The 26,514-nt window shown below is 72.9% G+C and carries 20 protein-coding genes; 8 read left to right on the forward strand and 12 right to left on the reverse strand.

Going from position 1 to position 26,514, the window contains the following annotated elements:
- Positions 1-4: 4 nt before the first annotated feature.
- The 4 genes from AMK18_RS29625 to AMK18_RS29640 all read left to right on the forward strand — a co-directional run bounded on the left by AMK18_RS29625 (position 5) and on the right by AMK18_RS29640 (position 2,769).
- Entirely contained in the window at positions 5-430 is a 426-nt protein-coding gene (locus AMK18_RS29625) for a YjbQ family protein (protein WP_073865177.1), read from the forward strand.
- Between the two features lie 85 nt (positions 431-515).
- Positions 516-1,700 carry a threonine synthase gene (locus AMK18_RS29630; protein ID WP_073865178.1) on the forward strand — a complete coding sequence of 395 codons (1,185 nt, stop codon included), beginning with the start codon at positions 516-518 and terminating at the stop codon, positions 1,698-1,700.
- Positions 1,697-2,338 (forward strand): helix-turn-helix transcriptional regulator, encoded by a 642-nt coding sequence (locus AMK18_RS29635; protein ID WP_073865179.1) that lies wholly within the window; start codon positions 1,697-1,699, stop codon positions 2,336-2,338. The genes AMK18_RS29630 and AMK18_RS29635 overlap by 4 nt, the downstream gene beginning before the upstream one ends.
- 23 nt (positions 2,339-2,361) lie before the next feature.
- On the forward strand, positions 2,362-2,769 hold the full coding sequence (locus AMK18_RS29640; RefSeq protein ID WP_073865263.1) for an FKBP-type peptidyl-prolyl cis-trans isomerase: 408 nt from the start codon (positions 2,362-2,364) through the stop codon (positions 2,767-2,769).
- 1 nt (position 2,770) lies between these two features.
- Here AMK18_RS29640 and AMK18_RS29645 read toward each other — a convergent pair whose 3' ends face one another.
- Together AMK18_RS29645 and AMK18_RS29650 are read right to left on the reverse strand one after the other, a co-directional pair.
- The gene (locus AMK18_RS29645; RefSeq protein WP_073865181.1) at positions 2,771-4,006 is read right to left on the reverse strand and encodes a DUF6357 family protein; all 1,236 of its coding nucleotides are present in this window, start codon (positions 4,004-4,006) and stop codon (positions 2,771-2,773) included.
- A 28-nt stretch (positions 4,007-4,034) separates the two neighbouring features.
- Complete coding sequence (locus AMK18_RS29650; RefSeq protein WP_073865182.1) at positions 4,035-4,886, reverse strand: alpha/beta fold hydrolase; 852 nt, start codon at positions 4,884-4,886, stop codon at positions 4,035-4,037.
- A 201-nt stretch (positions 4,887-5,087) separates the two neighbouring features.
- Between AMK18_RS29650 and AMK18_RS29655 the strand changes: the two genes are divergently transcribed.
- On the forward strand, positions 5,088-5,921 hold the full coding sequence (locus AMK18_RS29655) for a PIG-L family deacetylase (RefSeq protein WP_018106166.1): 834 nt from the start codon (positions 5,088-5,090) through the stop codon (positions 5,919-5,921).
- Positions 5,922-5,987: 66 nt separating this feature from the next.
- On the opposite strand, the gene AMK18_RS29660 is transcribed toward AMK18_RS29655, so the two are convergent.
- The 7 genes from AMK18_RS29660 to AMK18_RS29690 form a co-directional block, all read right to left on the reverse strand.
- The gene (locus AMK18_RS29660; protein WP_073865183.1) at positions 5,988-7,496 is read right to left on the reverse strand and encodes a DUF4246 domain-containing protein; all 1,509 of its coding nucleotides are present in this window, start codon (positions 7,494-7,496) and stop codon (positions 5,988-5,990) included.
- 74 nt (positions 7,497-7,570) lie between these two features.
- Positions 7,571-9,286 carry a PP2C family protein-serine/threonine phosphatase gene (locus tag AMK18_RS29665; protein ID WP_018106168.1) on the reverse strand — a complete coding sequence of 572 codons (1,716 nt, stop codon included), beginning with the start codon at positions 9,284-9,286 and terminating at the stop codon, positions 7,571-7,573.
- 127 nt (positions 9,287-9,413) lie between these two features.
- Positions 9,414-11,117, reverse strand: coding sequence for an allophanate hydrolase (gene atzF, locus AMK18_RS29670; RefSeq protein ID WP_073865184.1), 1,704 nt, complete (start codon positions 11,115-11,117; stop codon positions 9,414-9,416).
- A complete protein-coding gene (uca, locus tag AMK18_RS29675; protein ID WP_073865185.1) occupies positions 11,114-14,695 on the reverse strand; it encodes an urea carboxylase in 3,582 nt (1,193 codons plus the stop codon). The genes atzF and uca overlap by 4 nt, the downstream gene beginning before the upstream one ends.
- A gap of 30 nt (positions 14,696-14,725) precedes the next feature.
- Complete coding sequence (locus tag AMK18_RS29680) at positions 14,726-16,381, reverse strand: purine-cytosine permease family protein (RefSeq protein ID WP_073865186.1); 1,656 nt, start codon at positions 16,379-16,381, stop codon at positions 14,726-14,728.
- Between the two features lie 77 nt (positions 16,382-16,458).
- Positions 16,459-17,205, reverse strand: coding sequence for a GntR family transcriptional regulator (locus AMK18_RS29685; RefSeq protein WP_073865187.1), 747 nt, complete (start codon positions 17,203-17,205; stop codon positions 16,459-16,461).
- A 142-nt stretch (positions 17,206-17,347) separates the two neighbouring features.
- Complete coding sequence (locus AMK18_RS29690; RefSeq protein WP_073865188.1) at positions 17,348-18,334, reverse strand: polysaccharide deacetylase family protein; 987 nt, start codon at positions 18,332-18,334, stop codon at positions 17,348-17,350.
- Positions 18,335-18,693: 359 nt separating this feature from the next.
- On the opposite strand from AMK18_RS29690, the gene AMK18_RS29695 reads away from it, so the two are divergent.
- The gene (locus tag AMK18_RS29695; protein ID WP_073865190.1) at positions 18,694-19,881 is read left to right on the forward strand and encodes a cellulose-binding domain-containing protein; all 1,188 of its coding nucleotides are present in this window, start codon (positions 18,694-18,696) and stop codon (positions 19,879-19,881) included.
- Positions 19,882-19,926: 45 nt separating this feature from the next.
- Here the strand turns inward: AMK18_RS29695 and AMK18_RS29700 are convergent, their stop codons facing one another.
- Genes AMK18_RS29700 through AMK18_RS29710 form a run of 3 tightly spaced genes read right to left on the reverse strand, consistent with a single transcriptional unit; the run spans position 19,927 to position 22,722 of the window.
- Positions 19,927-20,619, reverse strand: a complete 693-nt coding sequence (locus tag AMK18_RS29700) for an IclR family transcriptional regulator (protein ID WP_073865191.1) — start codon at positions 20,617-20,619, stop codon at positions 19,927-19,929.
- Positions 20,616-21,848, reverse strand: a complete 1,233-nt coding sequence (gene fahA / locus AMK18_RS29705) for a fumarylacetoacetase (protein ID WP_073865192.1) — start codon at positions 21,846-21,848, stop codon at positions 20,616-20,618. The genes AMK18_RS29700 and fahA overlap by 4 nt, the downstream gene beginning before the upstream one ends.
- Positions 21,849-21,873: 25 nt before the next feature.
- The gene (locus AMK18_RS29710) at positions 21,874-22,722 is read right to left on the reverse strand and encodes a hypothetical protein (protein WP_073865194.1); all 849 of its coding nucleotides are present in this window, start codon (positions 22,720-22,722) and stop codon (positions 21,874-21,876) included.
- A gap of 177 nt (positions 22,723-22,899) precedes the next feature.
- On the opposite strand from AMK18_RS29710, the gene AMK18_RS29715 reads away from it, so the two are divergent.
- Positions 22,900-24,120: a chitinase gene (locus AMK18_RS29715; RefSeq protein ID WP_198957107.1), complete on the forward strand. Its 1,221-nt coding sequence runs from the start codon at positions 22,900-22,902 to the stop codon at positions 24,118-24,120.
- Positions 24,121-24,289: 169 nt separating this feature from the next.
- On the forward strand, positions 24,290-26,512 hold the full coding sequence (locus AMK18_RS29720; RefSeq protein WP_073865196.1) for a serine/threonine-protein kinase: 2,223 nt from the start codon (positions 24,290-24,292) through the stop codon (positions 26,510-26,512).
- Positions 26,513-26,514 lie beyond the last annotated feature (2 nt).

Below are 26,514 nucleotides of genomic sequence, written 5' to 3' on the forward strand. Positions count from 1 at the left end.
AATCATGTCCTCTCCCGCCTTCACCACCACGGTCCTGCACCTCACGACGGGCTCGACGGAGACCGTCACCGACCTGACATCGGACTGCGAACAGTTCCTCGCCCGCGCGGCCTCCGGCCGCGACGGCCTGCTCAACCTCTTCGTCCCTCACGCCACCGCCGGAATCGCGGTCCTGGAGACGGGCGCGGGAAGCGACGACGACCTCCTCTCCGCCCTCCACACCCTGCTCCCGGCCGACGACCGCTGGCAACACCGCCACGGCCACCCCGGCCACGGCCGCGACCACGTGGTCCCGGCCCTGATCCCCCCGCACGCCACGCTTCCGGTGATCGCGGGCCGACTGGAGCTGGGCACGTGGCAGTCGGTGTGCCTGGTCGACACGAACGTGGACAATGCGGAGCGGCGGGTGCGGTTGAGCTTCCTGGGCTGACCAAGGTCTTGGACTGGTTGTTCATATCTGGACGATGCGTCTAATCTGAGGTGCATGCCCAGTGAAAGGGAAGCCGGGATCGCCCATGACCGATGAACAGCCTTCAGGCGTCACCGCCCCCGTCCTCCTCGACCGGTCCGGCGCGCGCTACCCCCTGGACGACCCGCGCTGGCGGGGCGACGACGGGGGGCCGCTTGCCGTCAGTGCGCTGACGGGGATGCGGCCGGAGCAGATCGACACCGCCGAGCGGTCCCTCTGGCGCTACCGGGCCGTGCTTCCCGTCCCGGCCGAGCGGCGGGTGAGCCTGGGAGAAGGCTGTACGCCGATGATTCCGGTGGACTGGGCGGGGCGGCGGGTCCATTTCAAGTTGGAGTGGTTCAATCCGACGTCCAGTTTCAAGGACCGGGGGGTGTCCGTGATGATCTCCCACCTCGTGGCGCACGGGGTCGACCGTGTGCTGGAGGACAGTTCGGGGAACGGTGGTTCCGCGGTGGCCGCCTACGCCGCCGCTGCTGGGGTCCGGGCCAAGATCATCGTCCCCGCCGCGACCTCGGCGGCCAAGGTCCTCCAGGCCCGGGCGTACGGGGCCGAGATCGAGCTCGTGGCAGGCACCCGTGATGAGGTCTCGGAGGAGGCGATCCGGCAGGCGGAGCGGATTCCGTATGCCAGCCACAACTGGCACCCCATGTTCCTCCAGGGCACCAAGACCGTCGCGTACGAGATGTGGGAGTCGCTGGGCTTCACCGCGCCCGACAACGTGGTGCTCGTGGCGGGGGCCGGCAGCAACGTCATCGGGTGCGACCTCGCGTTCGGCGAGATGCTGGCCGCCGGGCAGATCGACCGGCTCCCGCGCCTCTTCGTCGGGCAGCCCGAGCACTGGGCGACCATCGCCGACACGTTCAACGGCATCGACCCGGCCTCGCGCGGCGCGCGGGTGCCGACGATCGCCGAGGGCGCGTCCATCGCCCGCCCGGTCCGGCTGCCCGAGGCCGTGGAGGCCATTCGCCGGTCCGGCGGAGCCGCGTACGCCGTACCCGAGGCGGAGATCCACGCCGCCGTCCGCGCCCTGAGCGCCCGCGGCCTGTACGCCGAGCCCACCAGCAGTGTCGCCGCGGCAACCCTCGACCACTTCATCGCGTCCGGTGAGATCGCCCCGGACGAGACCACCGTCGTCGTGCTCACCGGCGCGGGTCTCAAGTCCGCCGAGAAGATGGCCGCGGTCTTCGGCGGCCACGACGACGGCCCCCGGGAAGCGGGCGGCACACGATGACCGGCCCCACCGGCGATCCGGACGACGAACACCTCGTACGCGAAGCCGAGCGCATCGCCGTCGCCGTCGGGCGGATGTTCCCCGGGCTGTGCGAGGTCGTCCTCCACGATCTGCGCCGCCCCGACCACGCCATCCGCGCGATCGAGAACAACCTGTCCGGACGGCAGGTCGGCGACCCCGCCACCGAACTGGGCCTGCGCCGCATCGCGGACCCCGACTACCCCGGCGTCGTCCAGAACTACAGCAACCGGTTCCCGGACGGGCGCCCCGCCAAGAGCACATCGATCGGCATCAGGAACGCGGAGGGACGCTATGTCGCGGCCCTCTGCCTCAACCTGGACGTCAGTACGCTCTCGCCCCTGGCCCTCACCCTGGCCAACCTCGTCGCCACGGACGTCCGGCATCAGGGCGAGGCCCTGGAGACACTGCGCGACCGCGGCGGCCGCGAACTCCGGGCGGTCATCGACGCGTTCGCGGCGGAGCGCTCCAGCACTCCGTGCGGCCTCAACCGTGAGCAGAAGCGCGAGCTGGTCCGGCGGCTGCACCGCGACGGGTTCTTCGAGGCGCGCAGCTCCGCCCAGCTCATCGCCGACCAGTTGGGCGTTTCGCGGGCGACCGTCTACAACTACACGAAGTAGCCGTGCGGACGAGCAAGGGATCCATGATGAGCGAACCGGCCAAGCCCGAGGTCCAGGTGCCGGAGGGTGCCGCGCCCACCGAGCTGACGACCCGGGACCTGGTGGTGGGGGAGGGGCCGGAGGCGCTGCCGGGCCGGGTGGTGCAAATCCACTACGTCGGCGTCGCGTTCGCGTCCGGGAGGGAGTTCGACTCCTCCTGGGAGCAGGACCGGCCGTTCAAGTTCGCCGTGGGCGGGGGCAAGGCCATCAAGGGCCTGGACCGGGGCCTGCGGGGCATGAGGGCGGGTGGCCGCCGCGAGATCATCGTTCCCCCGCGCCTCGGCTACGGCAAGCAGTCGCCCTCCGCCTTCATCCCGCCGCACTCGACCCTGATCTTCGTCGTGGACCTGCTTACGGTGGTGGGCCCGGGCGGCTCGACGGGACCGGCCTGACCTACCGGCCGCCCCGGCGACGGCGCGCGCGCTCGAACTCGGCGTGGTCCGCGATCCACGGGCCCAGCCCGTCGAGCGCGGCGCACCCGCCCCGGACGAAGGCGCTCACCAGGCTCCGGTACCCGCTGATCCCGTCGACCAGGGCGTACTCGACCCGGTACTCCGGCTCGGCCCCGCCCCGGCCCTTGCGCACGGTCGTGATCCGGGCGAGGGAGTCCGCGTAGAAGTGGACCTGGATCCCCTCGCCCCGCTCCTCGTCCTCGATGGTGAAGACCTCGTTGTCCGACCCGACACGGTCCTCGACGAACTCCCAGAACTCCACGGCGGCGGTACGGGGGCTGCCAGGGCGCCATGTCTTCTCGGCGCCCTTGTCGTCGGTGAACGACAGGACCCCGCGGCCGACGGCAGGCTCCTCGTAGGCATCCAGGGGCGTGCTCCTGGCGCGGTCGACGGCCTCCGAGCACATCAGGAAGCTCACGGTGCGCACCGCGTCGTCGGCGAGTTCCGGGTGGGCCCGGCGTATGGCCGACTCGACCGCCGCCGCCATCCGCTCCCAGCCCCGCTTGTCCGTGCCGCGCCTGCCGCGTCGCGGATCGCGGTCGATCCGCAGACCGTCGCACGCGTGTTCCGCGGTGGTGACCACCCGCATGACCCCGGGCAGCAGCGCCGGGTCGACGGCGTCGGGCAGCCGCCTCGGGATCGTCGCGCCGTGCACGTACTGGCCCGTGTACCGCAGAACCGCCGCGTCGAGCGGACCGAGCACGGTGCCGCGCTCGGCGCGACGGCGTTCGGCGCGGTACTCCTGGGCCCGTTTCGCGTCGGACGCCTCGGTCGCCGTGCGCATCGCCGCACAGACCTGGCCCCGTTCGAGCAGGTCGACGTCGGCCCCGTGGGCGATGAGCCGGTCCTTGTCCCAGGGGGCGCGCCGGAAGTACGCGTCGACATCGGCGGGCGCGGCGAGAAGGACCGGGTCCAGGAGCGCGGCGGCGGCGTCCTCGTCGAGCCGCCCCCGCGTCCCGGCGGCCTCGCACAGCGGAAGGACCGCACTCCACAGCAGCAGGTGCCTGCCCAGATCCTCGCGGATCACCGCGAGATGGTCCTCCCCGACCGGGAACGTGAACGTCCGGGGCTCATGGTTGGCGTCCGCCCCGGCCCCGAGCATCAGCTTCAGCACCCCGTCCTCGCGGACCACGCTCGGGATCCAGCCACTCCCACGGGTGAAAACGACCTCGCTCATGCCCCCAGTCTTCCCCACGGCCCGGGCTTCAGGAGGAGGCGGTCCCGCCGTCCAGCAGGAAGGACCGGATGTGGGCGCTGAGCTCCTCCGGCTGGTCCTCGGGGATCAGGGTGTAGCTGTCCTCGATCTCCACGAGCCGCCCCTTGGGCAGGAGCCCGGCGAGCCTGCGCCCGTGCTCCGGGGGCATGACCTTGTCCTCGGCCGCCCACACCACGAGGGCGGGCCGGTCGAAGTCCCGCAGCCGCTCCGCCCAGCCGAGCAGGACGCTCTTCGGCGGGACGCCCAGCACGTACTTGCGCAGGTCCCGGCGGATCTCACCGGAGGTCCACAGCGGGGTGAACCAGGCGTCCATCACCTCGTGCGGGACCGGGCGCTTGCTCATCCAGCCCCAGGTCACGGGCAGCCGGCGCATCGGCTTCAGCTTCAGCAGCCTGAAGGCGAGGTTGATGCCGCCCGGCAGCCTCGCCGAGGTGAACAGGTTGCTGCCCGGCACGCCCGGCGGGAAGTTGTCGAACGCCTCGCACGACGTGATGACGAGCCGCCCGACCCGCTCGTCCCTGCCCTCGGAAACCAGGGCCAGCGCACCGCCCCAGTCGCACATCACCAGCGTGACGTCCCGCAGGTCGAGCCGGTCGAGGAACTCGGCGACCAGCCGGGCCACGCCCGCGACCGACAGGTCCGCGTCGGGGCGCATCGGCCGGCGGTGGCCCCCGAGGGGCAGCGTCGGCACCACACAGCGGAAATCGGCCCGCAGGGGCTCCACCACGTTCCGCCACAGGGAGCCGTCCATCGCGACGCCGTGCAGCAGGACCACGACCGGTCCCTCTCCGCCGGTGTCCAGATATTCGACCGTCCCGGCCGAAAGGTCCACCTCAGCCATGTCCCGTCTCCTCCCCGCGCACATGTTGGCCCACTCCTTGAGGAATCTGTCACCGCCGGGGAGGCCGGGCGACGGGTTTCGGCCAGGCCGGTCGGCCCCGCCGGGAACACCGGGTCCGGTCCGGGCGGTTGCATGACCGGGGGCGCGGCGCGTCAGCCGCGCCCCCGTACCGCATGCTCGTTTCCGCTGGAGGACTGTGTGATGACTGACCGGCCGCTGACCCTCATGGCAGTGCACGCCCACCCCGACGACGAGGCCACCGGGACCGGGGGCGTGCTCGCCCGGTATGCGGCGGAAGGCATCCGTACGGTGCTGGTGACCTGTACCGACGGCGGTTGCGGTGACGGGCCGGGCGGCGTGAAGCCGGGGGATCCCGGGCACGATCCGGCGGCCGTCGCCGTGATGCGCCGCCGGGAGCTGGAGGCCAGTTGCGAGGTCCTGAAGATCAGCGATCTGGAGACGCTCGACTACGCCGACTCCGGAATGATGGGCTGGCCGGCGAATGACGCGCCCGGCTCCTTCTGGGGGACGCCCGTGGAGGAGGGCGCCGCCCGGCTCGCCGAGCTGATGCTCCACTACCGGCCCGATGTGGTCGTCACCTACGACGAGAACGGCTTCTACGGCCACCCCGACCACATCCAGGCCAACCGCATCACGATGGCCGCCCTGGAGCTGACCGGGCTCACGCCGAAGGTCTACTGGACGACGGCCCCGCGCTCGATGATGCAGCGCTTCGGCGAGATGATGCGCGAGTTCGGCGAGGACCTGCCGGAGCCCGACCCGGAGGAGACCGCCGCGATGGCGGAGATCGGCCTGCCCGACGACGAGATCACCACCTGGGTCGACACCACCGCGTTCAGCGGCCAGAAGTTCGACTCCCTCGCCGCGCACGCCAGCCAGGGCGAGAACATCTTCTTCCTCAAGATGGGCAAGGAGCGGTTCGGCGAGATGATGGGCGTGGAACCCTTCGTGCGCGTCCGGGACACCACCGACGCCCCCGTCCCCGAGAACGACCTCTTCGCCGGACTGCGCTGACCCCCGGGCCGCCCGGCCGCGTCCCTCCGGCTCACACCCTGCCCGGGTGTGAGCCGGAGGGCGTACTCAGTGCTCGCAGAGGGAGAACTCCCGCTCGAACAGCTGCTCGTTGTGCTCGTTCACGAAGAACTTGCGCTCCCGCATGAGCTCTTCGCGGTACGCCTTCGCCTCCTCCAGGGTCATGGTCGAGGTGTCGGCCCAGGGCTGCTGCGGCGGGACGTCGGAGGTCGAGACGATCGTCTCCGACGGGTCCACCAGGAAGAACGCCAGGATCTTCCGGTGCCCGGCGCGGCTCGGGTCCGCGAGGCGGAACGAACCGACCTGGTGCTGAAGGACGTTGGGGAAGGCCAGACAGCGCCCGGCCGGGGTCGGGGCCGCGCCCAGAACCTGGTTCATCGGGTCGTCGTCCTCCAGGCCGTACACGTCGCTCACGCCGTTGTTGTCGTTCTGCTCGTAGTCCGGCTCGTGGAGCGCGGTACGGAAGCTCAGCCGGCTGTCCGTGATGTTGTCGCTGTCCCAGTAGTAGATGCCGGTCGACACGATCCGCTCGTTCAGCATCCCCTCGACGTGCCAGGATCCCCCGGCGTACTCGGGCTTCTCCGGCGTCAGGTGAATGGTCGCCAGCTTCGCGATGACCTGGAGCCGGCGACCGCGCAGGACGACCCGGTCGGACGCGTCGACCGGCTCGGGCGCGGTGAATTCGGGGGCGTCCGGGACGACCGGGCGACGGTTCTGGTACCAGTCGTCCACCGCCGCCTCGTACGCCTCCAGCGCATCCCCGTACGCGTCCTTGTCGCTGAAGTCGTCCTCGTCCGGGTGCTCCGGCTCCGAGTCGTACCAGCCGTACGGGTTGGCCTTGATCCGCGGGGGACGGGGATGGCGCAGATCGGTGAGCACGTTCTCAAGGAGCGGGAGCATCCGGCCGAACAGCTCCGGCAGGACGGCGGCCAGTTCCCGGTGGTCCTCGGGGTGGACGTTGTTCACGTACGAACGGAAGGCGGCCTCGCCGTCCGCGCTGACGTCGACATCCGTGGGCAGCCACTGGAACCGGTCCGAGAACTCGTACTTCGCCCACGGGTTCGCCGGGTTCTCCCAGGCCCGCTCCGGGCCGCCGCTCACGTCCCGCACCAGGCAGAACAGCGAGGGGTGCACCAGGTCCAGCACCTGGCCGTCCGACCCGGGATGCCAGTCCTTCTCCTCCTCGGGAACCTCCTCCAGCACCCGGACCGCCTCGCGCAGCCGCGACCGCAGCTCCGCGTCGATCAGCGTGTCCGACTGCCAGACCCCGTCGACGGCGGAGACCTCGATGCCGGTACGGGCGTCCCGCAGCTCCGCGTAGTGTGCGAGCTCGGCCAGCACATGGCGCACCTGCGCCTCGGTGAGGCCCTGGTCGATAGCCTCCCGCGTCCACTTGGCGGCTATGGCGGTGTCGTGCATCTTCTCGGACCAGCCAGGCTTCGTCCGAAGGTGCGCGCTGCACGCGATCATCTCCAGTTCACGCAGGGTGCGGGGCTGCGTGGACCCGTCGTCGCGGGAGGTGTGGAACGGCAGCGGAAACGCGGACAGGCCGGTCAACTCTCTGGGTCCTTCCAGGCGGTGGGTGAGGGACCGAAGACTACGGGAGCCCACTGACACCGCCCGGGCACCGGTCAGGGCCGCCGCAGGGCCAGGAGCGTCGCGTCGTCGGTGCAGTGGGGGCCGTCCAGGCGGGCCACCAGCCGTTCGACGTAGTCCTGGAGCCCGGCGTGGCCGGGACCCGGCGCGGACTCCCGGAAGCAGCTCTCGGCCGCGCCGAGGAAGCGGAGGGTGTCCTGGTCCGGGTCGGCCGGACGGCGTTCGGTCAGCCCGTCCGAGTACATCAGGACGATGTCGCCGGTCTCCAGCTTCGTCTCGGTGGCGTTGTACGTCGTTTCCGGCATCACGCCCAGGGTGAGTCCGGGCCCTCCCTCGGGCGCCGGCAGCTGAGCGGCGCGCCCCTCACGCAGCAGCACCGGGCGCGGATGCCCGGCACAGGTCCAGCGGAGCAGGGTGCGCTCCGGGTGGTAGCGGGCGATGATCGCGGTGGCCGTGGACTCCCGGGCGTCCGCGCAGGCCACCTCGTTGAGCCACTGCGTCAGCCGCTCCACGGGCTCCGAGGTGTACGCGAGCCCCGCGAGCGCGTAACGGAGCTTGGCCATCAGGGTGACCGCCTCCAGGCCGTGGCCCCGGGCATCGCCCAGCGCGATCAGCAGCCGCCCGTCGGGCAGCCCGCGGGCCTTGTACCAGTCGCCGCCGACCCCGGCCCCGGGCGCGTCGGGGCGGTAGACGGCCGCCGCCTCCAGGCCGTAGCTGTCCAGCTCGTCCTGGAAGTGCGGCAGTACCGCGTCCCGCAGGACACCGGCGAGCTCCGCCACCGCGTCGGCCCGCTCGTGCTCGCGGCGGGCGTGGCGCTCGGCCCGCCGTGTCGCCTCCCGCCGGCGCCGGTCCGTGGTGACGTCCGTCAGGACCGCCCGCAGGGCCCACACCAGGCCGCCGGGCACGATGCGCACGGGTTCGGCGACCATGCGGAAGATGCGCTCGCTGCCACGGAAGCGCAGCTCGCACCGGGTGACGCGCTTGCGCAGGAGGACGTCGTACAACGCCTGGTACAGCGTGGTCAGACAGTCCGGTGTGGTGGCCGCCGCCAGGTCGGACAGGCTCGGCACCGGGGCGTTCTCCGGCAGCCCCAGCACACTGCGGAATCCCCGCGACGGCTGGATGCCGTCGTCGGCGAGATTCCACTCCGCCCAGCACGTGCGCACCAGCTGCTGGGCCGCGGCCGCCATGATGAGCCGGCCGCCGGGTTCCCAGGTGAGCAGGAACTGGTCGCCGCAGGGCGCGATCCGGACCTCCGCGCTGACCCGCACCGGACCCGTCCGGGTGTTCACCAGCCACTCCACCGCGTCGCTCTGCTGCGGCGCACCCGTGCGGCGCGCGTCGGCCAGCATGCGCGGGATCACCGTGGCGGCCAGCGAGGGGACCCGTTCGAACAGCGACACCGGCCCGGTCCACGCGGGCAGCGCCTCGCCGGGATACCGGGCGGCCGTGTCGGCGCGGGCCGTGGCGTTGCGGGCGAGGAGGATGACGTCCCGGACCTCGCCGTCCTCGCCGAACACGGGGGACAGCAGCAGGGCCCCCACCGAGAGGGCGTCGAGCACGTCCTGACCGGAGGGAGCGGCACCCACGACGGTCTTCGGGGGCCGGGTCACGGCGTCGGGCGCGGGGGGCCCGTACCGCTCGGCGTACTGGGTGACGCGCCGACGCTGGGCATCCAGGAGCGCCCGGATCGACTGGAGTTCCAGACGCGAGCGTGCGCTGCCCGCGGGAGAGGGGTCGTCCACGGGCATGTCGGGCCTCTCGGTGCGGGTACAAGGGCGGCGCCGCAACAGCATCGGGGCGGGGGACCGGGCACGCCACCCGGTGTACGCCGGGTGGCCGCCGCCCGGTCCGCCGAAGGGGCGACGCCCCCTGCCCTCAGGCGCTCGTCGCCTCCAGATAGGCGCGCCAGCCCCCGTGCTCCGTGATGTCGGTGCCGTCCGCCGCCGCGTGCGGGTCGCACTGGAAGCCGAGGACCCAGCTGCCGTCGTCGAGTTCGACGCGGCCCAGTGACATGGGCGCGGGCAGCGCCGCGAGGAAGCGCCCGAGGGCCCCGGGCGAGAGGAGCCACCGCTCGCCCGCGATCGCCGCACCGGCTTCCGGCCCCACGCGGACGAGGCCCGGCTTGGGCGGGGTCGTCCGGAGCGCCGTGAGCCGGTAGGACGCGGTGGTGGTCACCTCACCGGCGTACCGGGCCCCGGTATCGGTGAGCTGGTGGTTGAGCGGCTGCCCGGTCAGGTGGGCGCCGAACACGGCGAGACCGATGCCCCCGTCCGGCAGGGGGTCCGGTGCCTGTTCCCCGGTGAACAGGGCGGCGATGTCGATGGCCGGCTGGTCCTCGAAGGCGCGGGTGATGACGCTGACGCCGAACGGGCTGCCGTCGGCCTCCCCGGCCGGGACCGCGACGGCCGCCATGTCCAGGAGGTTCACGAAGTTGGTGTACGTGCCCATCCGGGAGTTGATCGCCACCGGATCGGCCAGCACCTCGGCGATGTCCGGGTGCCCGGTGGTCGTCGGCAGCAGCAGCGCGTCGTAGCCCGACAGCAGTTTGTACGCGAACACCCGGTACCGGTCCAGCCGTTCCTGGTCGGCGGCCAGCGCATGGGCGGGCAGTCTGCCGGCGGCGAGGATGATCCTGGCGACCGTGGGGTCCACCGCCGACCGGTGGTCCGCCACGAACTCGCCGACGGACGCGTAGCGTTCGGCGACGAGCGCCCCGTCGTAGAGCAGCCGGGCCGCGTCCAGCAGCGGTGTCACGTCCACCACGGCGGTCGTGACACCGGCGGCCTCCAGCTGCTTGACGGCCGCGGCGAACGCGGCGCGCCCCCCGGGCGACAGAGGGGCGAGGTCTTCGTCCCGGGGCACCGCGACCCGGGGCCGGGGCGGGGCGGAGAGACGGACGTCGTCGGGCCAGACCCGGCCGCGCGGGTCGCCCCTGTCCGGTCCTGTCATGAAGCCCATGGCCGTCTGGGCCTCGGTGAGGGTGCGGGCGAACACCGTGACCGCGTCGTAGGGCCGGGCGGCGGGCAGCACCCCGGTGGTGGGCGCGACCCCCAGCGTGGGCTTGATGCCGACGATGCCGTTCAGGGCGGCGGGGACGCGACCGGAGCCCGCCGTGTCGGTGCCGAGCGCGATGTCCACGAGGCCCAGGGCCACGGCGACCGCCGAACCGGAACTGGATCCGCCGGAGATCTTCTCGGGGTGGAGCGCGTTGCGCACGGGACCGTACGGGCTCCGCGTGCCGACCAGGCCGGTGGCGAACTGGTCCAGACTGGTCTTGCCCAGCAGGAGCGCGCCCGCGTCCAGCAGCCGCCGCACGGCCGTCGCGGAGGAGTCCGGGTGGTACGCGAAGGCGGGGCAGCCGCCCGTCGTGGGCAGGTCCGCCACGTCGATGTTGTCCTTCACCGCGAGCAGGACGCCCGCCAGCGGCAGCGTCTCCCCGGCGGCCAGCCGGGCGTCCAGGGCGGTGGCCTCCGCCAGGACCTCCTCCTCCGGGCGCAGGAGGATCCACACCTCCGGCCGGTCGGTCTCGGCGATGCGGCGGTAGGCGGCGGTGACGCGTGCGGCACAGCTCTGGGTCACGCTGCTTCCTCTCGTGCGACGACGGCCAGCGGGGTGCCGGCGTCGATCTGCTGTCCGGGGGTGACGAGGACGTCGGTGACGACGCCGTGCGCGGGGGCGCGCACCACGACCTCCATCTTCATGGCTTCCAGGACCAGAAGTGCCTGTCCCGGCTCAACTCGCGTGCCGGGCACGGCTTCCACCTTCCACACGGTGGAGCTCAGCGGGGCCTCGACCAGGCCCGAGCCGGGCGGCAGGGTGAGCGGGACGGCGCCCTCGGCGGCCGGCTCCGGTTCGGCGCGCGGGGCGAACTCGCCCGCCGCCTCCCACGCCCGCCGCTCGGTCTCGAAGGCGGCGGACTGGCGGTCGCGGAAGGCGGCGATGTCCTCCGCGTTCTTCCGGAGGAACGCCTCGTGCTCGGCGAGCGAGAAGACGCCCGGGCGGATGTCGAGGGCGGTACGCCCGGAGGCCAGGTCGCCCCGGATGTCCAGGAGTTCGTCCGGGCCGACCGGGTGCCAGACGATCCGGTCGAAGAACCTCAGCAGCCACGGCGTGCCGTCGGCGAAGGAGCGGGGCGGGCGCAGACCGCCCCACACCGGGACGGTCCGGCCGATGAGCTGATAGCCGCCGGGGCTCTCCATCCCGTAGATGCACAGGTACGAGCCCCCGATGCCCACCCCGGCCTCCGCCGTCCAGGTGCGCGCCGGGTTGTACTTGGTGGTCACCAGGCGGTGGCGCGGGTCGAGCGGGGTGGCGGCGGGGGCGCCGAGATAGACGTCGCCGAGGCCGAGGACGAGATAGCGGGCGTCGAAGACCGTACGGCGTACGTCCTCCACGCTGTCCAGGCCGTTGATCCGGCGGATGAACTCGATGTTGGACGGATTCCAGGGAGCGTCCCCGCGCACCGAGGCGGCATAGCGGTCGATGGCCTCGTCCACGGTCGGGTCGTCCCAGGACAGCGGAAGGTGCACCTCCCGGCTGGGCACCCGCAGATCGGCGGTGGCGGGCAGCTGCTCCTCGGCCTCCCGGAGCAGACCGAGCAGCCTGCGCAGCGGCAGCACGTCCGGATCGGTGTGCAGATGCAGCGAACGGACGCCCGGAGTGGCGTCGACCAGACCGCGCGGCGCGAGCGCCCGTATGTGCTCGGCGAGGGCGTGGACCCGCATCCGCAGCCCCAGGTCGAGGGTCATCGGGCCGTACTCGACGAGGATGTTGTCGTCGGCGCCCCGCCGGTACGTGACCTCGGGGGCGGTGTCGTCGGCCGGGCGGCGGCCGAGCACCCCGTCGTCGCCGTCCGGGCCGCCGGGGGCCGGCAGCGTGAGGAGGGCCGGGGTCCGGCGCAGGGCGTCGGCCGTCTGCTCGGTGACGGGGACGAACTGGACGGTGTCGCCCGGCCGCAGCTGGCCCGTCTTCCACCGCTCACCGCGCACCACGGTGACCGGGCAGGCGAAACCGCCCAGGCTCGGCCCGTCGGGGCCGAGGATGGCGGGGGTGTCGCCGGTGAGGTTGACCGCGCCGACGGAGTACGCGGTGTCGTGCACGTTGGACGGATGCAGCCCCGCCTCACCCCCGTCCGGACGTGCCCACTCGGGGCGGGGTCCGACCAGACGCACACCGGTGCGCGCCGACTGCGCGGAGACCTTCCAGTGTGTCCCGTAGACCGTTTCGATGCCCTCCCGGGTGAGGAAGTCCGGTGCGGCGTGCGGGCCTTCACTGACCGCGATGCGCCAGTGCGCGGCGAAGTGCGGACGCGAGGCGGCCGGGACGGGGGCGGGCGCCGGGGCATCGGTCCCGGGCCGGGTGGGCCGCAGCACGTCACCGGTGCGCAGGGCGCGTCCGGCGTGGCCGCCGAAGCCGCCCAGGGTGAAGGTGGCCGCGCTGCCCAGGTAGGCGGGGACATCGAGACCGCCGCGCACCAGGACGTAGGTGCGCATTCCGGGGCCCTGGGCGGTGCCGACGTCGAGCAGTTGCCCGGCGGCGAGCTCGACCGGCTCCCACAGGGGCACGGGGCGCCCGTCGACGGTGACGGTGGCGGGGGCGCCGGTGACGCAGACGGTGGCCGGGGCGGAGAAGCGCAGCGCGGGCCCCTCCAGGGTGCACTCCAGGCCGGGGGCGCCCTCCGGGTTGCCGACGGCCCGGTTGCCGAGGCGGAAGGAGAGGTCGTCCATCGGGCCGCCGGGCGGGATGCCGACCTCCCAGTAGCCGGTGCGCCCCGGCCAGTCCTGCACCGTGGTCTGGGCACCGCCGCGCTCCACCTCGATCCGGGGACGCGGATCGCGCAGACCGGCCAGGGTCGCCGTGGTGTGCCGGGCGTCGAGCACGACCGGCTCGCGGCAGGCGGCGCGCAGCAGCCCGAGGTTGGTCTCCACCCCGTCCACCACCGTCCCGTCCAGGGCCTCGGCCAGCCGGGCGAACGCCTCGGCACGGGTGTCGCCCGTCGCCACGACCTTGGCGAGCATCGGGTCGTACGCCGTGGAGACGTGCTGCCCGGTCTCCGCCCAGCCGTCCACCCGTACGCCGTCGGGGAAGGCGACCCGGGTCAGCAGGCCGGAGCTCGGCCGGTGGTCCCGGGCCGGGTCCTCGGCGTAGATCCGCGCCTCGACCGCGTGGCCCCGGGCGGACGGTTCCGTCAGGAAGCCGCTCTCGCCGCGCGCCAGCCGCAGCATCCAGGCGACCAGGTCGATGCCGTGGATCTCCTCGGTCACCGGATGCTCCACCTGGAGGCGGGTGTTGACCTCCAGGAAGTACGCCTCCTCGCGCACCGGGTCGTACACGAACTCCACCGTCCCGGCCGAGCGGTAGTCCACCGAGGCGCACAACTCCCGGGCGGCGGTGTGGAGTACGGAGCGCAGGTGCGGCGGCAGGTCCGGTGCCGGGGCCTCCTCCAGCACCTTCTGGTTGCGGCGCTGGAGGGAGCAGTCGCGGTCGCCGAGCACCACGACGGACCCGGCACCGTCCCCGAAGACCTGCACCTCGACGTGGCGGGCGCGCTCCACGTAGCGCTCCAGGAAGACCCCGCCGTCGGCGAAGCTGCCCCGGGCCAGCCGCGACACCCGGGCGAAGGCGTCCCGCAGCTCCTCGGGCCCGGCACACGCCTGCATGCCGATGCCGCCTCCGCCGCCGGTGGCCTTGAGCATCACCGGGTAGCCGGTCCGCTCCGCCGCGCGCAGGGCCTCCTCCTCGTCGGCGAGGAGCCCGCTGCCGGGCAGCAGGGGGACGCCGGCCGCGAGCGCCGCGGCCCGTGCGGTGTGCTTGGCGCCGAACACCTCCAGCTGGGCGGGCGTGGGGCCGACGAACGCGAGGCCCGCCTTCTCCACGGAGGCGGCGAACGCCGTGTTCTCGGACAGGAAGCCGTAGCCGGGGTGGATCGCCCCGGCCCCGGTGGCGAGGGCGGCCTCCAGGACCGCGTCCGCCCGCAGATAGCTCTCGGCGGCGGGGGCGGGGCCGAGGCGCACCGCCTCGTCGGCGAGGCGGACGTGCGGGGCGGTGCGGTCGGCGTCGGAGTACACGGCCACCGTACGCAGGCCGAGGGCTTCGGCGCTGCGGATGACCCGGCAGGCGATCTCGCCGCGGTTGGCGATGAGCAGGGTGTCGAACATGACGGCAACTCCTGGGTACGGGGCCGGGGTTCAGGCGAGGGGCGGCTGTGCGGGCAGCACGTGGTCACCCACGCCGTCGGTGCTCAGGCAGAGCGAGCAGACGACCGCGTCGTGGGTGGCGCAGGCGGCGACGTCGGGGCGTTCGAACGACTGCTTGCAGACGTGGCAGTCGTACGTCACCGCGCTGGGGTTGCCGTCCGCGTCGAGCATCGGCTCGTCCAGGCCGTCGTCGGTGCGGCGCAGGTAGTACCGGCCCTTGGTGACGTACGCGACCAGGGGCGTCAGCACGAAGGCGATGACGGCGGCGGCGACGGGCGAGTACGGCTGGAGGGTGTCACCCAGGGCGTGGAAGTACATCGCGATCGACAGGCCGGAGGCGGCGGTGAAGGCCACCACGCCGACGGGGTTGACGGCGTACAGCATGCCCCGGCGGAACTCCGGCCGGAGCGGCGAGAGGCGCAGCAGGTACTTGTTGACGCCGATGTCGGTGGCGACGGTGACGATCCAGGCGATGGCGCAGTTGGAGTAGAAGCCGAGGATGTCGTTGAGGAAGCTGAACATGTCGGCCTCCATCAGCGCGAGCGCGAAGCCGAGGTTGACCAGGACGAAGACCAGACGTCCGGGGTAGTGCTTCGTGACCCTGGTGAAGGAGTTGGTCCAGGCAAGCGAGCCGGAGTACGCGTTGGTGACGTTGATCTTGATCTGGCTGATGACCACCAGGACCACGGCGAGCGGGACGACCAGCCAGGACGGCAGCATCGCGTCGAAGGCGCCCCGGAACTGCTGGATCGGCTCGGGCGCGGCGTCGGCCCCGACCTTCGCGATGATGTACACCGCGAGGAACACCCCGATGGCCTGCTTGAGCGCGCCGAGCACCACCCAGCCGGGTCCGGCCATGACCACGGCGGTCCACCAGGTGCGCTTGTTGGCCTCGGTCTTCGGCGGCATGAAGCGCAGGTAGTCGATCTGCTCGCCGATCTGCGCGATGAGCGAGAGGCACACCCCGGCACCGAGGAGCACGGACGCGGTGTCGATCCCGCCCTTGCCGTCCGTTCCGGCGTACGAGAGGAACCGGTCGACCGTGCCGGGGTCGGTGGCGACCAGATAGACCAGCGGGCCGACCATGAGCAGCAGCCAGATCGGCGTGGTCCACACCTGGAGCTTGCTGAGCGCCGACATTCCGTAGATCACCAGCGGAATGACCATCAGCGTGGAGACGAGATAGCCCAGCCAGAGCGGCAGTCCGAGGCCCAGTTTCAGGCCCTGCGCCATGATCGAGCCTTCGAGGGCGAAGAAGATGAAGGTGAAGCTGGCGAAGATGACTCCGGTCAGGACCGAGCCGTAGTAGCCGAAGCCGGAGCCCCGGGTGATCAGGTCCAGGTCGAGGTTGTACCGGGCGCCGTAGTAGGCCAGCGGGAAGCCGGTGACGAAGATGACGACGGCGGCCACCGCGATCGCCAGGAGCGCGTTTCCGGTGCCGTGGGCCAGGCCGATGCCCGCGCCGATCGAGAAGTCGGCCATGTAGGCGATGCCGCCCAGGGCGGTGGTGGCCACGACCGCGGGGGTCCAGCGGCGGTAACTGCGGGGCGCGAAGCGGAGGGTGTAGTCCTCCAGCGTTTCGCTCGTCGCCCGGCTCTCGGCGGCGGGCGGTGGTGTGGACGTCGCACGTGACTCGGTCGTACTCATGGGCAGCCCTTCGGGGAGCGGTGTACGGAGGGAAGGCCGTGCTGAGGACGGGGCGGGCGTCGTCGGCCGCCGGGGTTTCAGAGGCGGTCGGAGTGCAGGGCCATCTGCGTCATGGCGCGCTGGGCCCGTTCGAGGACGACGGCCATGGAGTCGCCGACATGGGCGTGCAGGGCGCGGTGGCCGTCGGCGAGGCGCCCGTCGAGGACGGCCTCCATGATCGCGATGTGCTCGGTGATGGTCGTCCCTACCCGGTCCGGGGTGAGGAAGTCGTACATCCGGACCCGGCGGATGCGCTCGCCGACGGCCACGAGGGCATCCGTCAGGGCGGGGTTCCCGGAGGCGCGGGAGAGCTCGGCGTGGAAGCGCTCGTCCTGGACGACGAAGCGGGGATCGGGGTCCGGGGGCCGCTCGCGCATGGCGTACCAGCGGTCCAACTCGCCCTTGAGAACAGTCGGATCATGCCGTACGGACGGGTCGTCGATCGCCCGGGCGATGCCGCGCAGCTCCAGGGTCACCCGGAGTTCGTAGAGGTCGCGCAGCTGGGCCAGGTTGGGGATCGTGACGAAGAAGCCGCCGTCCCCGCGCTCGATCAGGCCGTCCGCGAGCAGGCGCGCCAGGGCCTCGCGCACCGGGGTCCGTGACACGCGGAAGCGTGCGGCGAGCCGGGTCTCGGCCAGTCGCTCGCGCGGCCCGAACTCGCCGTCGAGCACGGCCGCGCGCAGCTGCCCGTACACCGCCTCGCGGAGCGAGGGCGCGGGCTCCGCGTCCGCGTCCCGCGCTGTGTCCGGGGGTGTATACAGCGTCGTATCCAGCGTCGCATCCATGGGCGGAGACGCTAGGAACCGGTTGTTTCACCGGAGTCCACGGCGGGGTGAACGACTGGTTTCCGGTAGCTCACGCCGGTCCGGGGACAAGGCGAAGCGCCCCGCACACGGGCGCGGGGCGCTTCACCATGGGGGCGAGGGGTCAGCCCGTGGCGCAGGAGACCGTCGGCCAGGTCCAGTTGCCGTTGGACTGGATGGTGACGCCGAAGTTGTTGCCGCTGCCGTTGGGCTTGGCGGTCAGCACCTGGGCGCTGGGGTAGCCGGCGCTGATGTTCCAGGTGGAGAGGACCTTCTCCGGGGACGGCAGGTTCATCGTCACGGTCCAGTTGTTGGAACCGGAGACCGCCACGTTGAGGTTGTAGCGGTCGCCCCAGCTCTGGCCCGCGGACAGGGTCGCCGTGCAGCCGCCGGTGTTCCCGCCGCCTCCGCCGCTGCTGCCGTCGGGGGCGACGGCCCGCCCGGTCTGCGGCGAGATCATGCCCGAGCACAGGCCCCGGGAGGCGAGCGACTGGGCGATGCGCGGGATGGCGGCCAGGGTGTTGGCGGGCCACTCGTGCATCAGGATGACCTGGCCGTTGGTGAGGCGGGACACGGCCTGGACGATCGCGTCGGTGCTCGCCCCGTTCCAGTCCTGCGAGTCGACGTCCCAGATCACCTCCGTGAGCCCGTACTTGGCCTCGACGGCCTTGAGCGTGGCGTTGGTCTCCCCGTACGGCGGCCGGAAGAGCTTCGGTGTGCCGCCGCCCGCGGCCGCGATGGCCTGCTGGGTCCGGGAGAGCTCCGAGTCGATCTGCGCCTGGCTCTGCTGGGTGAGGTGGGGGTGGGTGTAGCTGTGGTTGCCGACCCACATGCCCGCGTCGACCTGGGCCTTCACCTGCGCGGGGTACGAGGCGGCGAACTGGCCCTCGTTGAACATGGTGGCCCGCAGACCGTTCTGCCTGAGAGCGTTGAGCAGGGCGGGGGTGTGGTCGTTGGACGGGCCGTCGTCAAAGGTCAGGCCCACGTAGCCGGTGCAGGCGGCGGCCTGGGCCGGGGCGGCGGCCGTGGCGGTCAGACCCAGGGAACCCGACGCGGCGAGCGCGAGCCCCGCCGCCAGGGCGGCCGGGCGGCGGTGGAAGCGGAGACGCATGAACTGTCCTCCAGGTGAGGGGAGTTCCGGCCGCACGGGCGGCACGGCCGGGCCTGAGCACGGAGTTTTTGGGCCCCTTGAGCGACTGTCAATAGTTTCGGCAAGAGTTTCGAAAGCGTCGGTCTGGTGTTGCGATGGGTTCGGATGGCGACGATGCACGTCAGTGGGGGTGCGGTGTTGTGCGCCGAGGGGTGAAGGGGGTGGGTGGGTCCATGAACGCGTTGCGGCAGGGGGTCATGCGGCGAAACTTTCGGGGCCTCGGAAGGCTCCGTCCGTCCACTGTATTGACAGTGCGCCGTCAACTCGCTGTCATACATGGGAGCGCTCCCACATACTTCCCCACGCCCGAGGAGGCGCACATGACCATCCACCCCCGCCGCTTACCGCGCAGACCCTGGACGGCGGCCGGCTCCGTCGTGGCGCTGGCCCTGTCGCTGCTCGTCGCCATGCCCGCCGGGGGACCGGCCGCGGCGGCGGAGTCCGCGCCCGGGTGTCAGGTCGACTACACGGCCAACGAGTGGACCGGCGGCTTCACCGCCGACGTGCGCGTCACCAACGAGGGCCCGGCGCTCAGCGACTGGCGGCTCACCTGGACGTACGAAGGGGACCAGCAGGTCACCTCCGGCTGGAACGGCACCGTCACGCAGACCGGCCACGCCGTGACCGCCGTCAGCACAGCCTGGAACGGCGCGGTGGCCGAGGGCGGCACCGTCTCCTTCGGTGTGCAGGGGACCTCGCAGTCGGGCGGGCCCGCGCCCACCGACTTCGCCCTCAACGGAGTCTCGTGCGGCGGCGACGTCACCACGCCCCCGACCACGCCGCCGCCCACGACTCCGCCGCCCACCACGCCGCCCTCCGCCGAGTGCGGTGACGCGGTCGTCTGCGACGACTTCGAGGACCAGGCCGGTCCGGCCCCCGCCGGGAACTGGCAGTTCACCGCGCCGGACTGCCAGGGCACCGGGACGGCCGCCGTGGACACGGAGACCGCGCACAGCGGCAGCCGGTCGCTGCGGCTGGACGGGAAGGCGGGGTACTGCAACCACGCCTTCGTGGCCTCCACCGCGGACCTCTCGGCCGTGGGTCCCGTGCTGTACGTGCGCATGTGGGTGCGGCACACCACGGCGCTCCCGGCGGCGCACGTCGCCTTCGTGTCGATGCCCGACAGCTCCCAGGGCGGCAAGGCTCTGCGGATCGGCGGGCAGAACGGGGCGCTCCAGTGGAACCGGGAGACCGACGACGCGACGCTCCCGGCGCAGAGCCCGACCGGGGTGGGGCTGAGCAGGCCGCTGCCGACGGGCAGTTGGCAGTGCCTGCGGTTCGCGGTGGACACCTCGGCCCCGGGGCTCGACACCTGGCTGGGCGACGAGCAGGTGCCCGGTCTGCACGCCGACGGCGTCCCCACGCGTGACGTGGACGACCAGTGGCTCTCGCGGACCACCCCGCCCCGGCCCACCGCCCTGCGGCTGGGCTGGGAGAGCTACGGGGTCGGCGACGACACCCTGTGGTTCGACGACGTGGCGGTCGGCTCCGCGCCGATCGGCTGCTGACGGGCGAGCGCGTACCGGCCGCGTTCACCACGGCCGGTACGCCGTTCACCCGAGGTGGTCGCCCAGTGTGCCGATCGCGGCGGCGGCCTCCAGGACGTGCGGGACGGCCCGGTCGGCGAGTTCGGGGTCGGAGGTGACCACGTTGATCGCGGCCCGGACCGGCCAGCCCGGCAGCGGGGCCGCGATGCCGTGGGCGCCGATGTTGACCTCGCTGTGGGTGATGACGTAGCCGGTCTCGCGGATCGCCTGGACGCGGGGCGGTTCGGCGGTGCGCGGGGGGCCGGAGGCCAGCGCGGCGAGACCGCCGGAGCCGTGGTCCAGGGGGTCGCGGCTGCCCTTGCGGTACCAGAACAGGGGGCCGTCCGTCGGCGGTTCGGCCACCACCGTGGTGACGGCGGCGGTGCCGACGGCCTCGACCAGGCTCGCGGTGGCGTCCAGGCGGCGGGCGAGGCGGTGCAGGACCGGCTCGGCGACGGTCCGCAGACTGGGGCCGGTGCCGCCGAGGAGCCCGGTCACGGCCGGGCCCACGGTGTAGCGGCCGCCGTCGTCGCGCGCGGCGAACCCCGTCCGGTGGAGCGAGACGAGCAGGCGGTGCGCGATGGAGCGGTGGAACCCCGTCGCGGCCGATACCTGACTGGTCGTCAGGCCCTCCGGGTGGCGGCTCAGCTCGACTAGGAGGGCGAGTCCGCGCTCCAGGGTCTGCGAGCCGCCGCTCTCGGGGTCGTTCGGCGGTGTCATTCCACCTCTTCGGGGATCGGCCGGATGGTGGGGAGGATCCTGCCACGGACCTCGCCCAGGCCGATGCGTCCCCGCGCGCCCGGCGCCGAGTAGCGCAGGACGACCTCGTCGCCGTCCTGGAGGAACGTGCGCTCCTCGCCGCCCGCCGTCCAGGTCTCCTTGCCGCCCCAGGACAGTTCGAGGAACGAGCCGCGCTGGTGCTTTTCGGGCCCCGAGATGGTGCCCGACGCGTAGAAGTCGCCGACCCGCAGCGAGGCGCCGTTGACCGTGAGGTGGGCCAGCATCTGCGCGGGCGACCAGTACATGGACGCGTACGGCGGGCGCGCCACCACCGTGCCGTTGACCTCGACCTCCACGTCGATGTCGTAGCCCGACGGGCCCTCCTCGCGCAGATACGGCAGTACGGCGGGTTCCTGGCCGGGCAGTTCGGTGCGGGCGTGCTCCAGCGCGGCGAGCGGGGTGACCCAGGCGCTGATGCTGGTGGCGAAGGACTTGCCGAGGTTGGGGCCCAGCGGGACGTACTCCCACGCCTGGATGTCGCGCGAGGACCAGTCGTTGACGCCGGTCACGCCGAACACGGTCTCGGTGAACTCGGAGGTCGCGACGCGCTGCCCGAGCGGGATCGTGCGGCCGACGACGAAGCCGAGTTCGGCCTCGATGTCCAGGCGCAGCGAAGGACCGAAGGTGGGTGCGGGGTCGGCGGGGGCCTTGCGCTGTCCGGCGGGGCGGTGCACGGGGGTGCCCGAGACGACGACGGAGCCCGCGCGGCCGTGGTAGGCGACCGGCAGATGGCGCCAGTTGGGCATCAGCGCGTCCCCGTCGGGCCGGAAGATCCGCCCGACGTTCGTGGCGTGGTCCGCGGACGCGTAGTAGTCGACGTAGTCCCCGACCTCGAACGGCAGGTGCAGCGTGATGCCGGCCAGCGGCACCAGGCGGACGCGGTCGCGGTACGCGGTGTCGGTGAGCAGCCCGGTCGCCCAGGCCCGGACCTGCGCCCACACCGTCGCGCCCGCGGCCATCAGCGGGTTGAGCGCGGGCGCGTCGAGCAGCGGCGCCCAGTCGGGGCGAAGCGCGGTGGCGGCGGCGCCCAGGTCCAGGACGTGGTCACCGATGCGGACGCCGACGCGCGGGGCGCCGTCCGCGGTCGAGAAGACGGCGTAAGGGAGGTTGTCGACGTCGTACGCGCTGCCGGCCGCGTCCTCGGCCCAGGTGGCGGGGTGGGTGGTCATGCGAGGGCCCTTCGGTGACGGGGGGTCAGGTGGTGGCGGGGCCGAGCAGGCCCAGAGTGGTCAGGTCCTCCAGCGGTTCGAGCACGCTGCACGACCCGTACGAGACGAACGCCTCCCGCGCGGCGGCGGCCTCGGCGGCCGGGAGCGCGGTCACGGCCCGGGCCAGCGCCTCCGCATCACGCTCGGCGAGGGCCGCGCGGATACCGGACAGGGGCGCTCCGGCGCGGGCCCGGGCCGTCGCCAGGAGCACGTTGAGGTAGCCGTGGTGCTCGAAACCGGTGGCGGCGGCGGTGTGGCGGACCGCGTGGTGCAGCCCGGCCGTGCACTTGAAGGCGGCCCCGGCGGCCACGGCCGCGTGGATCCACGCCGCCACCTCGTCCTCGTCCGGGAACGCCGCCGCCTCGGTCCCGCCGGTGCGGAACTTCAGCCGGAAGCCGTGGCGCACCACCAGGGCGAGCGCCTGCTCCCAGGCCCGCGTACCGGGGCGCGGCACCTCCACGTACACCGTGCCGGGGAAGCCGAGTGCGGCCAGCTCCTCGATCTGGGGCCCGAGGGGCGGGGCGGGGTCCGGCTTGAACTCCACGGCCGCCGGGACGAGCCGGTCGGTCCCCGCGAATGCGGCCAGGGCTGACGGGAGCGCGGCGGGCCCGGCCACCACGCTCACCCGCAGGCCGCCGGGGAAGAGCCGGGGCTCGGCCAGTCCGGCCAGCTCGGCGAGCCGGTCGGCGCCGATCACGAACGGGCCGACGAGCTCGGCGTGGCCGGACGCGAGGTGCCCGGCGTGCTCGGTCACGGCACGCGGCAGCGGAGCCAGGCCGGGCGGGAAGACCGCGGCGTCGTCCACGAGATGGCGGAAGGCGAGAGGGAAGGACACGCGCGACACCCTAGCCGAGGGACCCGTAATGCGGACGGAAGATGTTCCGATATCGGTCACGCGCTCACGGGGTGCGCGGTGGGATCTTCAAGAATGCGCAATGGTCTAGGCCAACTCATTGACGTGAATGCGTCATCCTTCGATTCTTGGCGGCACCTTCTCCCGACAGGAGCCTCCATGAGACGTCTTCGCGCTCTGCTCTCCGGCGTGGCCACCGCCGCCCTGGCCACCGCAGGAATCGCGGCCTTCGCCGCGCAGCAGGCATCGGGTGCGTCCGCCGACGCCACCGCGCTCTCCAACCGCTGGTACGCCGCCGCGCCCTATCTGATGCCGCACGACAACAATCCGCCGGACGCGGGCGCCATCATGGACGCCTCCGGCCTCAAGGCGTTCCAGCTCGCCTTCGTCCTGGCCCCCAATGGCGGCGGTTGCAGCCCCACCTGGGACGGTACGTCGCCGGTCTCCTCGGACACCGCGGTCGCCTCCGTCATCAGCGCGATCCGCGCCAAGGGCGGCGACGTGTCGGTCTCCATCGGCGGCTACGGCGGGACGAAGCTCGGCCAGACCTGTTCCGACGCGGCCTCCACCGCCGCCGCGTACCAGCAGGTCATCACCAAGTACCAGCTGAAGGCCATCGACTTCGACCTCGAGGAACCGGAGTACGAGAACACGGCCGCCATCGCCCGCGAGATCGGCGCCGCCAAGATCCTCCAGCAGAACAACCCCGGCCTCTACGTCTCCGTCACCACGGCGGGCACCGCCGACGGCACCGGCTGGTTCGGCAAGCAGATGCTCAACGAGGCCAAGGCGCAGGGCTTCACGCCGAACAACTTCTCCATCATGCCGTTCGACGGGGGCTTCAACGGGGCCGCCGCCCAGACCAGCGCCCTGACGAACTTCAACGCGATCCTGCGGTCCACCTTCGGCTGGGACGAGGCCACCGCGTACGCCCACGAGGGCTTCTCCGGCATGAACGGCCGCAGCGACACCGGCGAGTACTTCACCCAGGCCGACTTCCAGACCGTCCTGGACTTCGCCACCGGCCACCACATGGACCGCTTCACCTTCTGGTCCCTCAACCGCGACCGCCAGTGCACCCCGCCCGACAACAACGGCAAGACCTCCGGCACGTGCAGCAGCGTGGCGCAGGCGGACTGGGACTTCGCCAAGTACTCGGTGAAGTTCGCGGGCGTCACCCCGCCCACCACCACCCCGCCCACCACGCCGCCCCCGACCGGCAGCTGCACCGCCGCCGCGTGGAGCGCCGCAGCCGTCTACAACGGCGGTGACACGGTCTCGTACGGGGGACACACCTGGAAGGCCAAGTGGTGGACCCAGAACGAGACGCCCGGCTCCACCGGTGAATGGGGAGTCTGGCAGGACCTCGGCACCTGCTGACCCGCCGAGCCGAAGGGCCGCCCCGGTCCCGGCCGGGGCGGCCCGTACCACGCACCCGTCTGCACGTGTCACCCGCATTGCCCCGCCCCACCACCCTGCGGCTAGTTTGTGTGCAGCACAGACGGGGACCGTGACGGCAGAGGTGCACGGGGACGAGAGGTCGGGAAGAGTGTCGCTGCGCGCAGGCGATCCAGCCGAGATCGGCGGTTATCCGCTGGAGGCGCGGCTCGGATCAGGGGGCATGGGCACGGTCTTCCTGGCCCGTACGAGCTCCGGCCGGCCCGTCGCGATCAAGCTGATCCACCAGCAGTTCGCCGGAGACAGCGAGTTCCGCATCCGCTTCCGCCAGGAGGTCGCGGCGGCGCGCCGGGTCAGCGGCGCCTTCACCGCCGCCGTGGTGGACGCCGCGCCCGAGGCCGAGCAGCCCTGGATGGCGACCACCTACATCGAGGGCCCCACCCTCGCCGAGCGCATCGCCGCCGAGGGCCCGCTCAACGGGGCCGGACTGCGCAACCTCGCCATCGGGCTCGCCGAGGCGCTGCGCGACATCCACCGCGTCGGGGTCGTCCACCGCGACCTGAAGCCGTCGAACGTCGTGCTGTCCCCCGAAGGGCCGCGCGTCATCGACTTCGGCATCTCGCGCGCCGCCGACCAGCAGACCCTGACGATGACCGGACGCGTCATCGGCACCCCGCCCTTCATGTCGCCGGAACAGCTCCAGGCGCCGCGCGGCGTCGGACCGCGCTCCGACGTCTTCTCCCTGGCCACCCTCCTGGTGTACGCGGCCACGGGCCACGGCCCCTTCGACGCGGACAGCCCCTACCTCACGGCCTACCAGGTGGTGCACGAGGAACCCTCGCTGGACGCCGTGCCCGGGCGGCTGCGCACCGTCGTGGAACCGTGCCTGGTCAAGGAGCCCGAGGGCCGGCCCTCCGCCGACGAGCTCCTGGAGCTGCTGCGGGACCTGCCCGCCGACCTCGGCGGCGCGGTGGCGCCAGGGCGCACCCCCGGCCGCACCCGGGACGTGGCCACCCAGCACCACCTGGCCACGCGCGACACCGAGGCGCCGGGCGCCCCCGCCCCCGAGCAGACCGGTTCCCCCGGTGGGCGCGGGCTGCGCGGCCGCTGGCGGCCCGTGCTCGCGGCGGCGGTCGCCGTGGCCGCGATCGGCGGGGGAGTGGCCGTCCTCAAGGCGGGCGGCTTCGGCGAGGAGCCGGACGACGCCAAGGCCCGCACGGTCGCCGAGCCCGCCGGCACCCTGCCGGGCGGCTTCAGGCCCTGGCGCGTGACCGTGCCCGGCGGGCAGGCGGACATCCCCGACGAGCTGCGGTGCGTCGCGCGCGGCGAGGCGGCGTTCTGCGGGGGCGGCGGCGTCGTCGCCACCCGGATCGACGTCCGGGACGGCTCGCGCGCCTGGACGGTGAAGAGCCCCGGCGTCCCCGTCCAGGGCATGCACCTCGTGGGCGCCACCGACGACACCGTGATCGGTTACCGGTTCTCCGCCCAGGACGACCCCCAGGCGCGGGGCGACGAGGTGGTGGCCGTCGACGCCGACAGCGGCAAGGAGCTGTGGTCCACGGTCTCCGGCGCCCAGTCGACGGCCGTCACGGGCCGGACCGAGGACGCCGTGGTGACCGGCTCCACCGTGATCACCGTCAACGCCTCCGACGACGCCTTCGAGGCCCGGGACGCGCACAGCGGCGAGCTGATCTGGACCGCGTCCTTCCCCGGAGGGTCCCGGTGCGCCCCCGTCCCGGCGGGCGACGCGCTCCTCGCCATGTGCGTCACGGACGCGGAGATCCGGGCCCTGGCGACACGCCGCCCGGTCGTCCACACGCTGGACCCGGCCAAGGGGACCTGGGGCCGGGCCATCGCGCTGGACGGGCCCGGCGTTCCCGTGGGCGCCGACGGCGGCCGGCTCGTCCTGCTCCGGGAGCACACCGAGGGCGCGGCGCTCACCGGCTACGACGCGGTGACCCGGGTCGACCCGGTCTCCGGCAAGGTCACGAACACCCCGCTGGACACCACGTACGAGGGCACGCCCGGCATGGCGGGTTCCACCGTGTACATCAGCGGGCAGACCGGCCGCGTCACCGCCTTCGACCCCGCCACCGGCCGGAGGAAGTGGTCCCGGCAGACCAGCGTGGAGGGCGCGTCGGGCCCGGTGGCCGGGGACGGCGCCCTGCTCTTCAGCTCCGCCACCGGCCGTGTCGTCGCCCTCTCCCCGTCCGACGGCACGGTGCTGTGGGCGACGGACCCGAGGGCCGACGGCCTGACCGGCCAGGCGGGCGAGAGCCCCCGCGTGACCGTCGCCGGACGCGTGGTGATCGTGGCCGCCGCCCGGAACACCGTCTTCGCGTTCGACGCCGGACGGCCGCCGAAGTCGGGCTGACC

Source organism: Streptomyces sp. CB01249, from assembly GCF_001905735.1.
Taxonomy (GTDB): Bacteria; Actinomycetota; Actinomycetes; order Streptomycetales; family Streptomycetaceae; genus Streptomyces.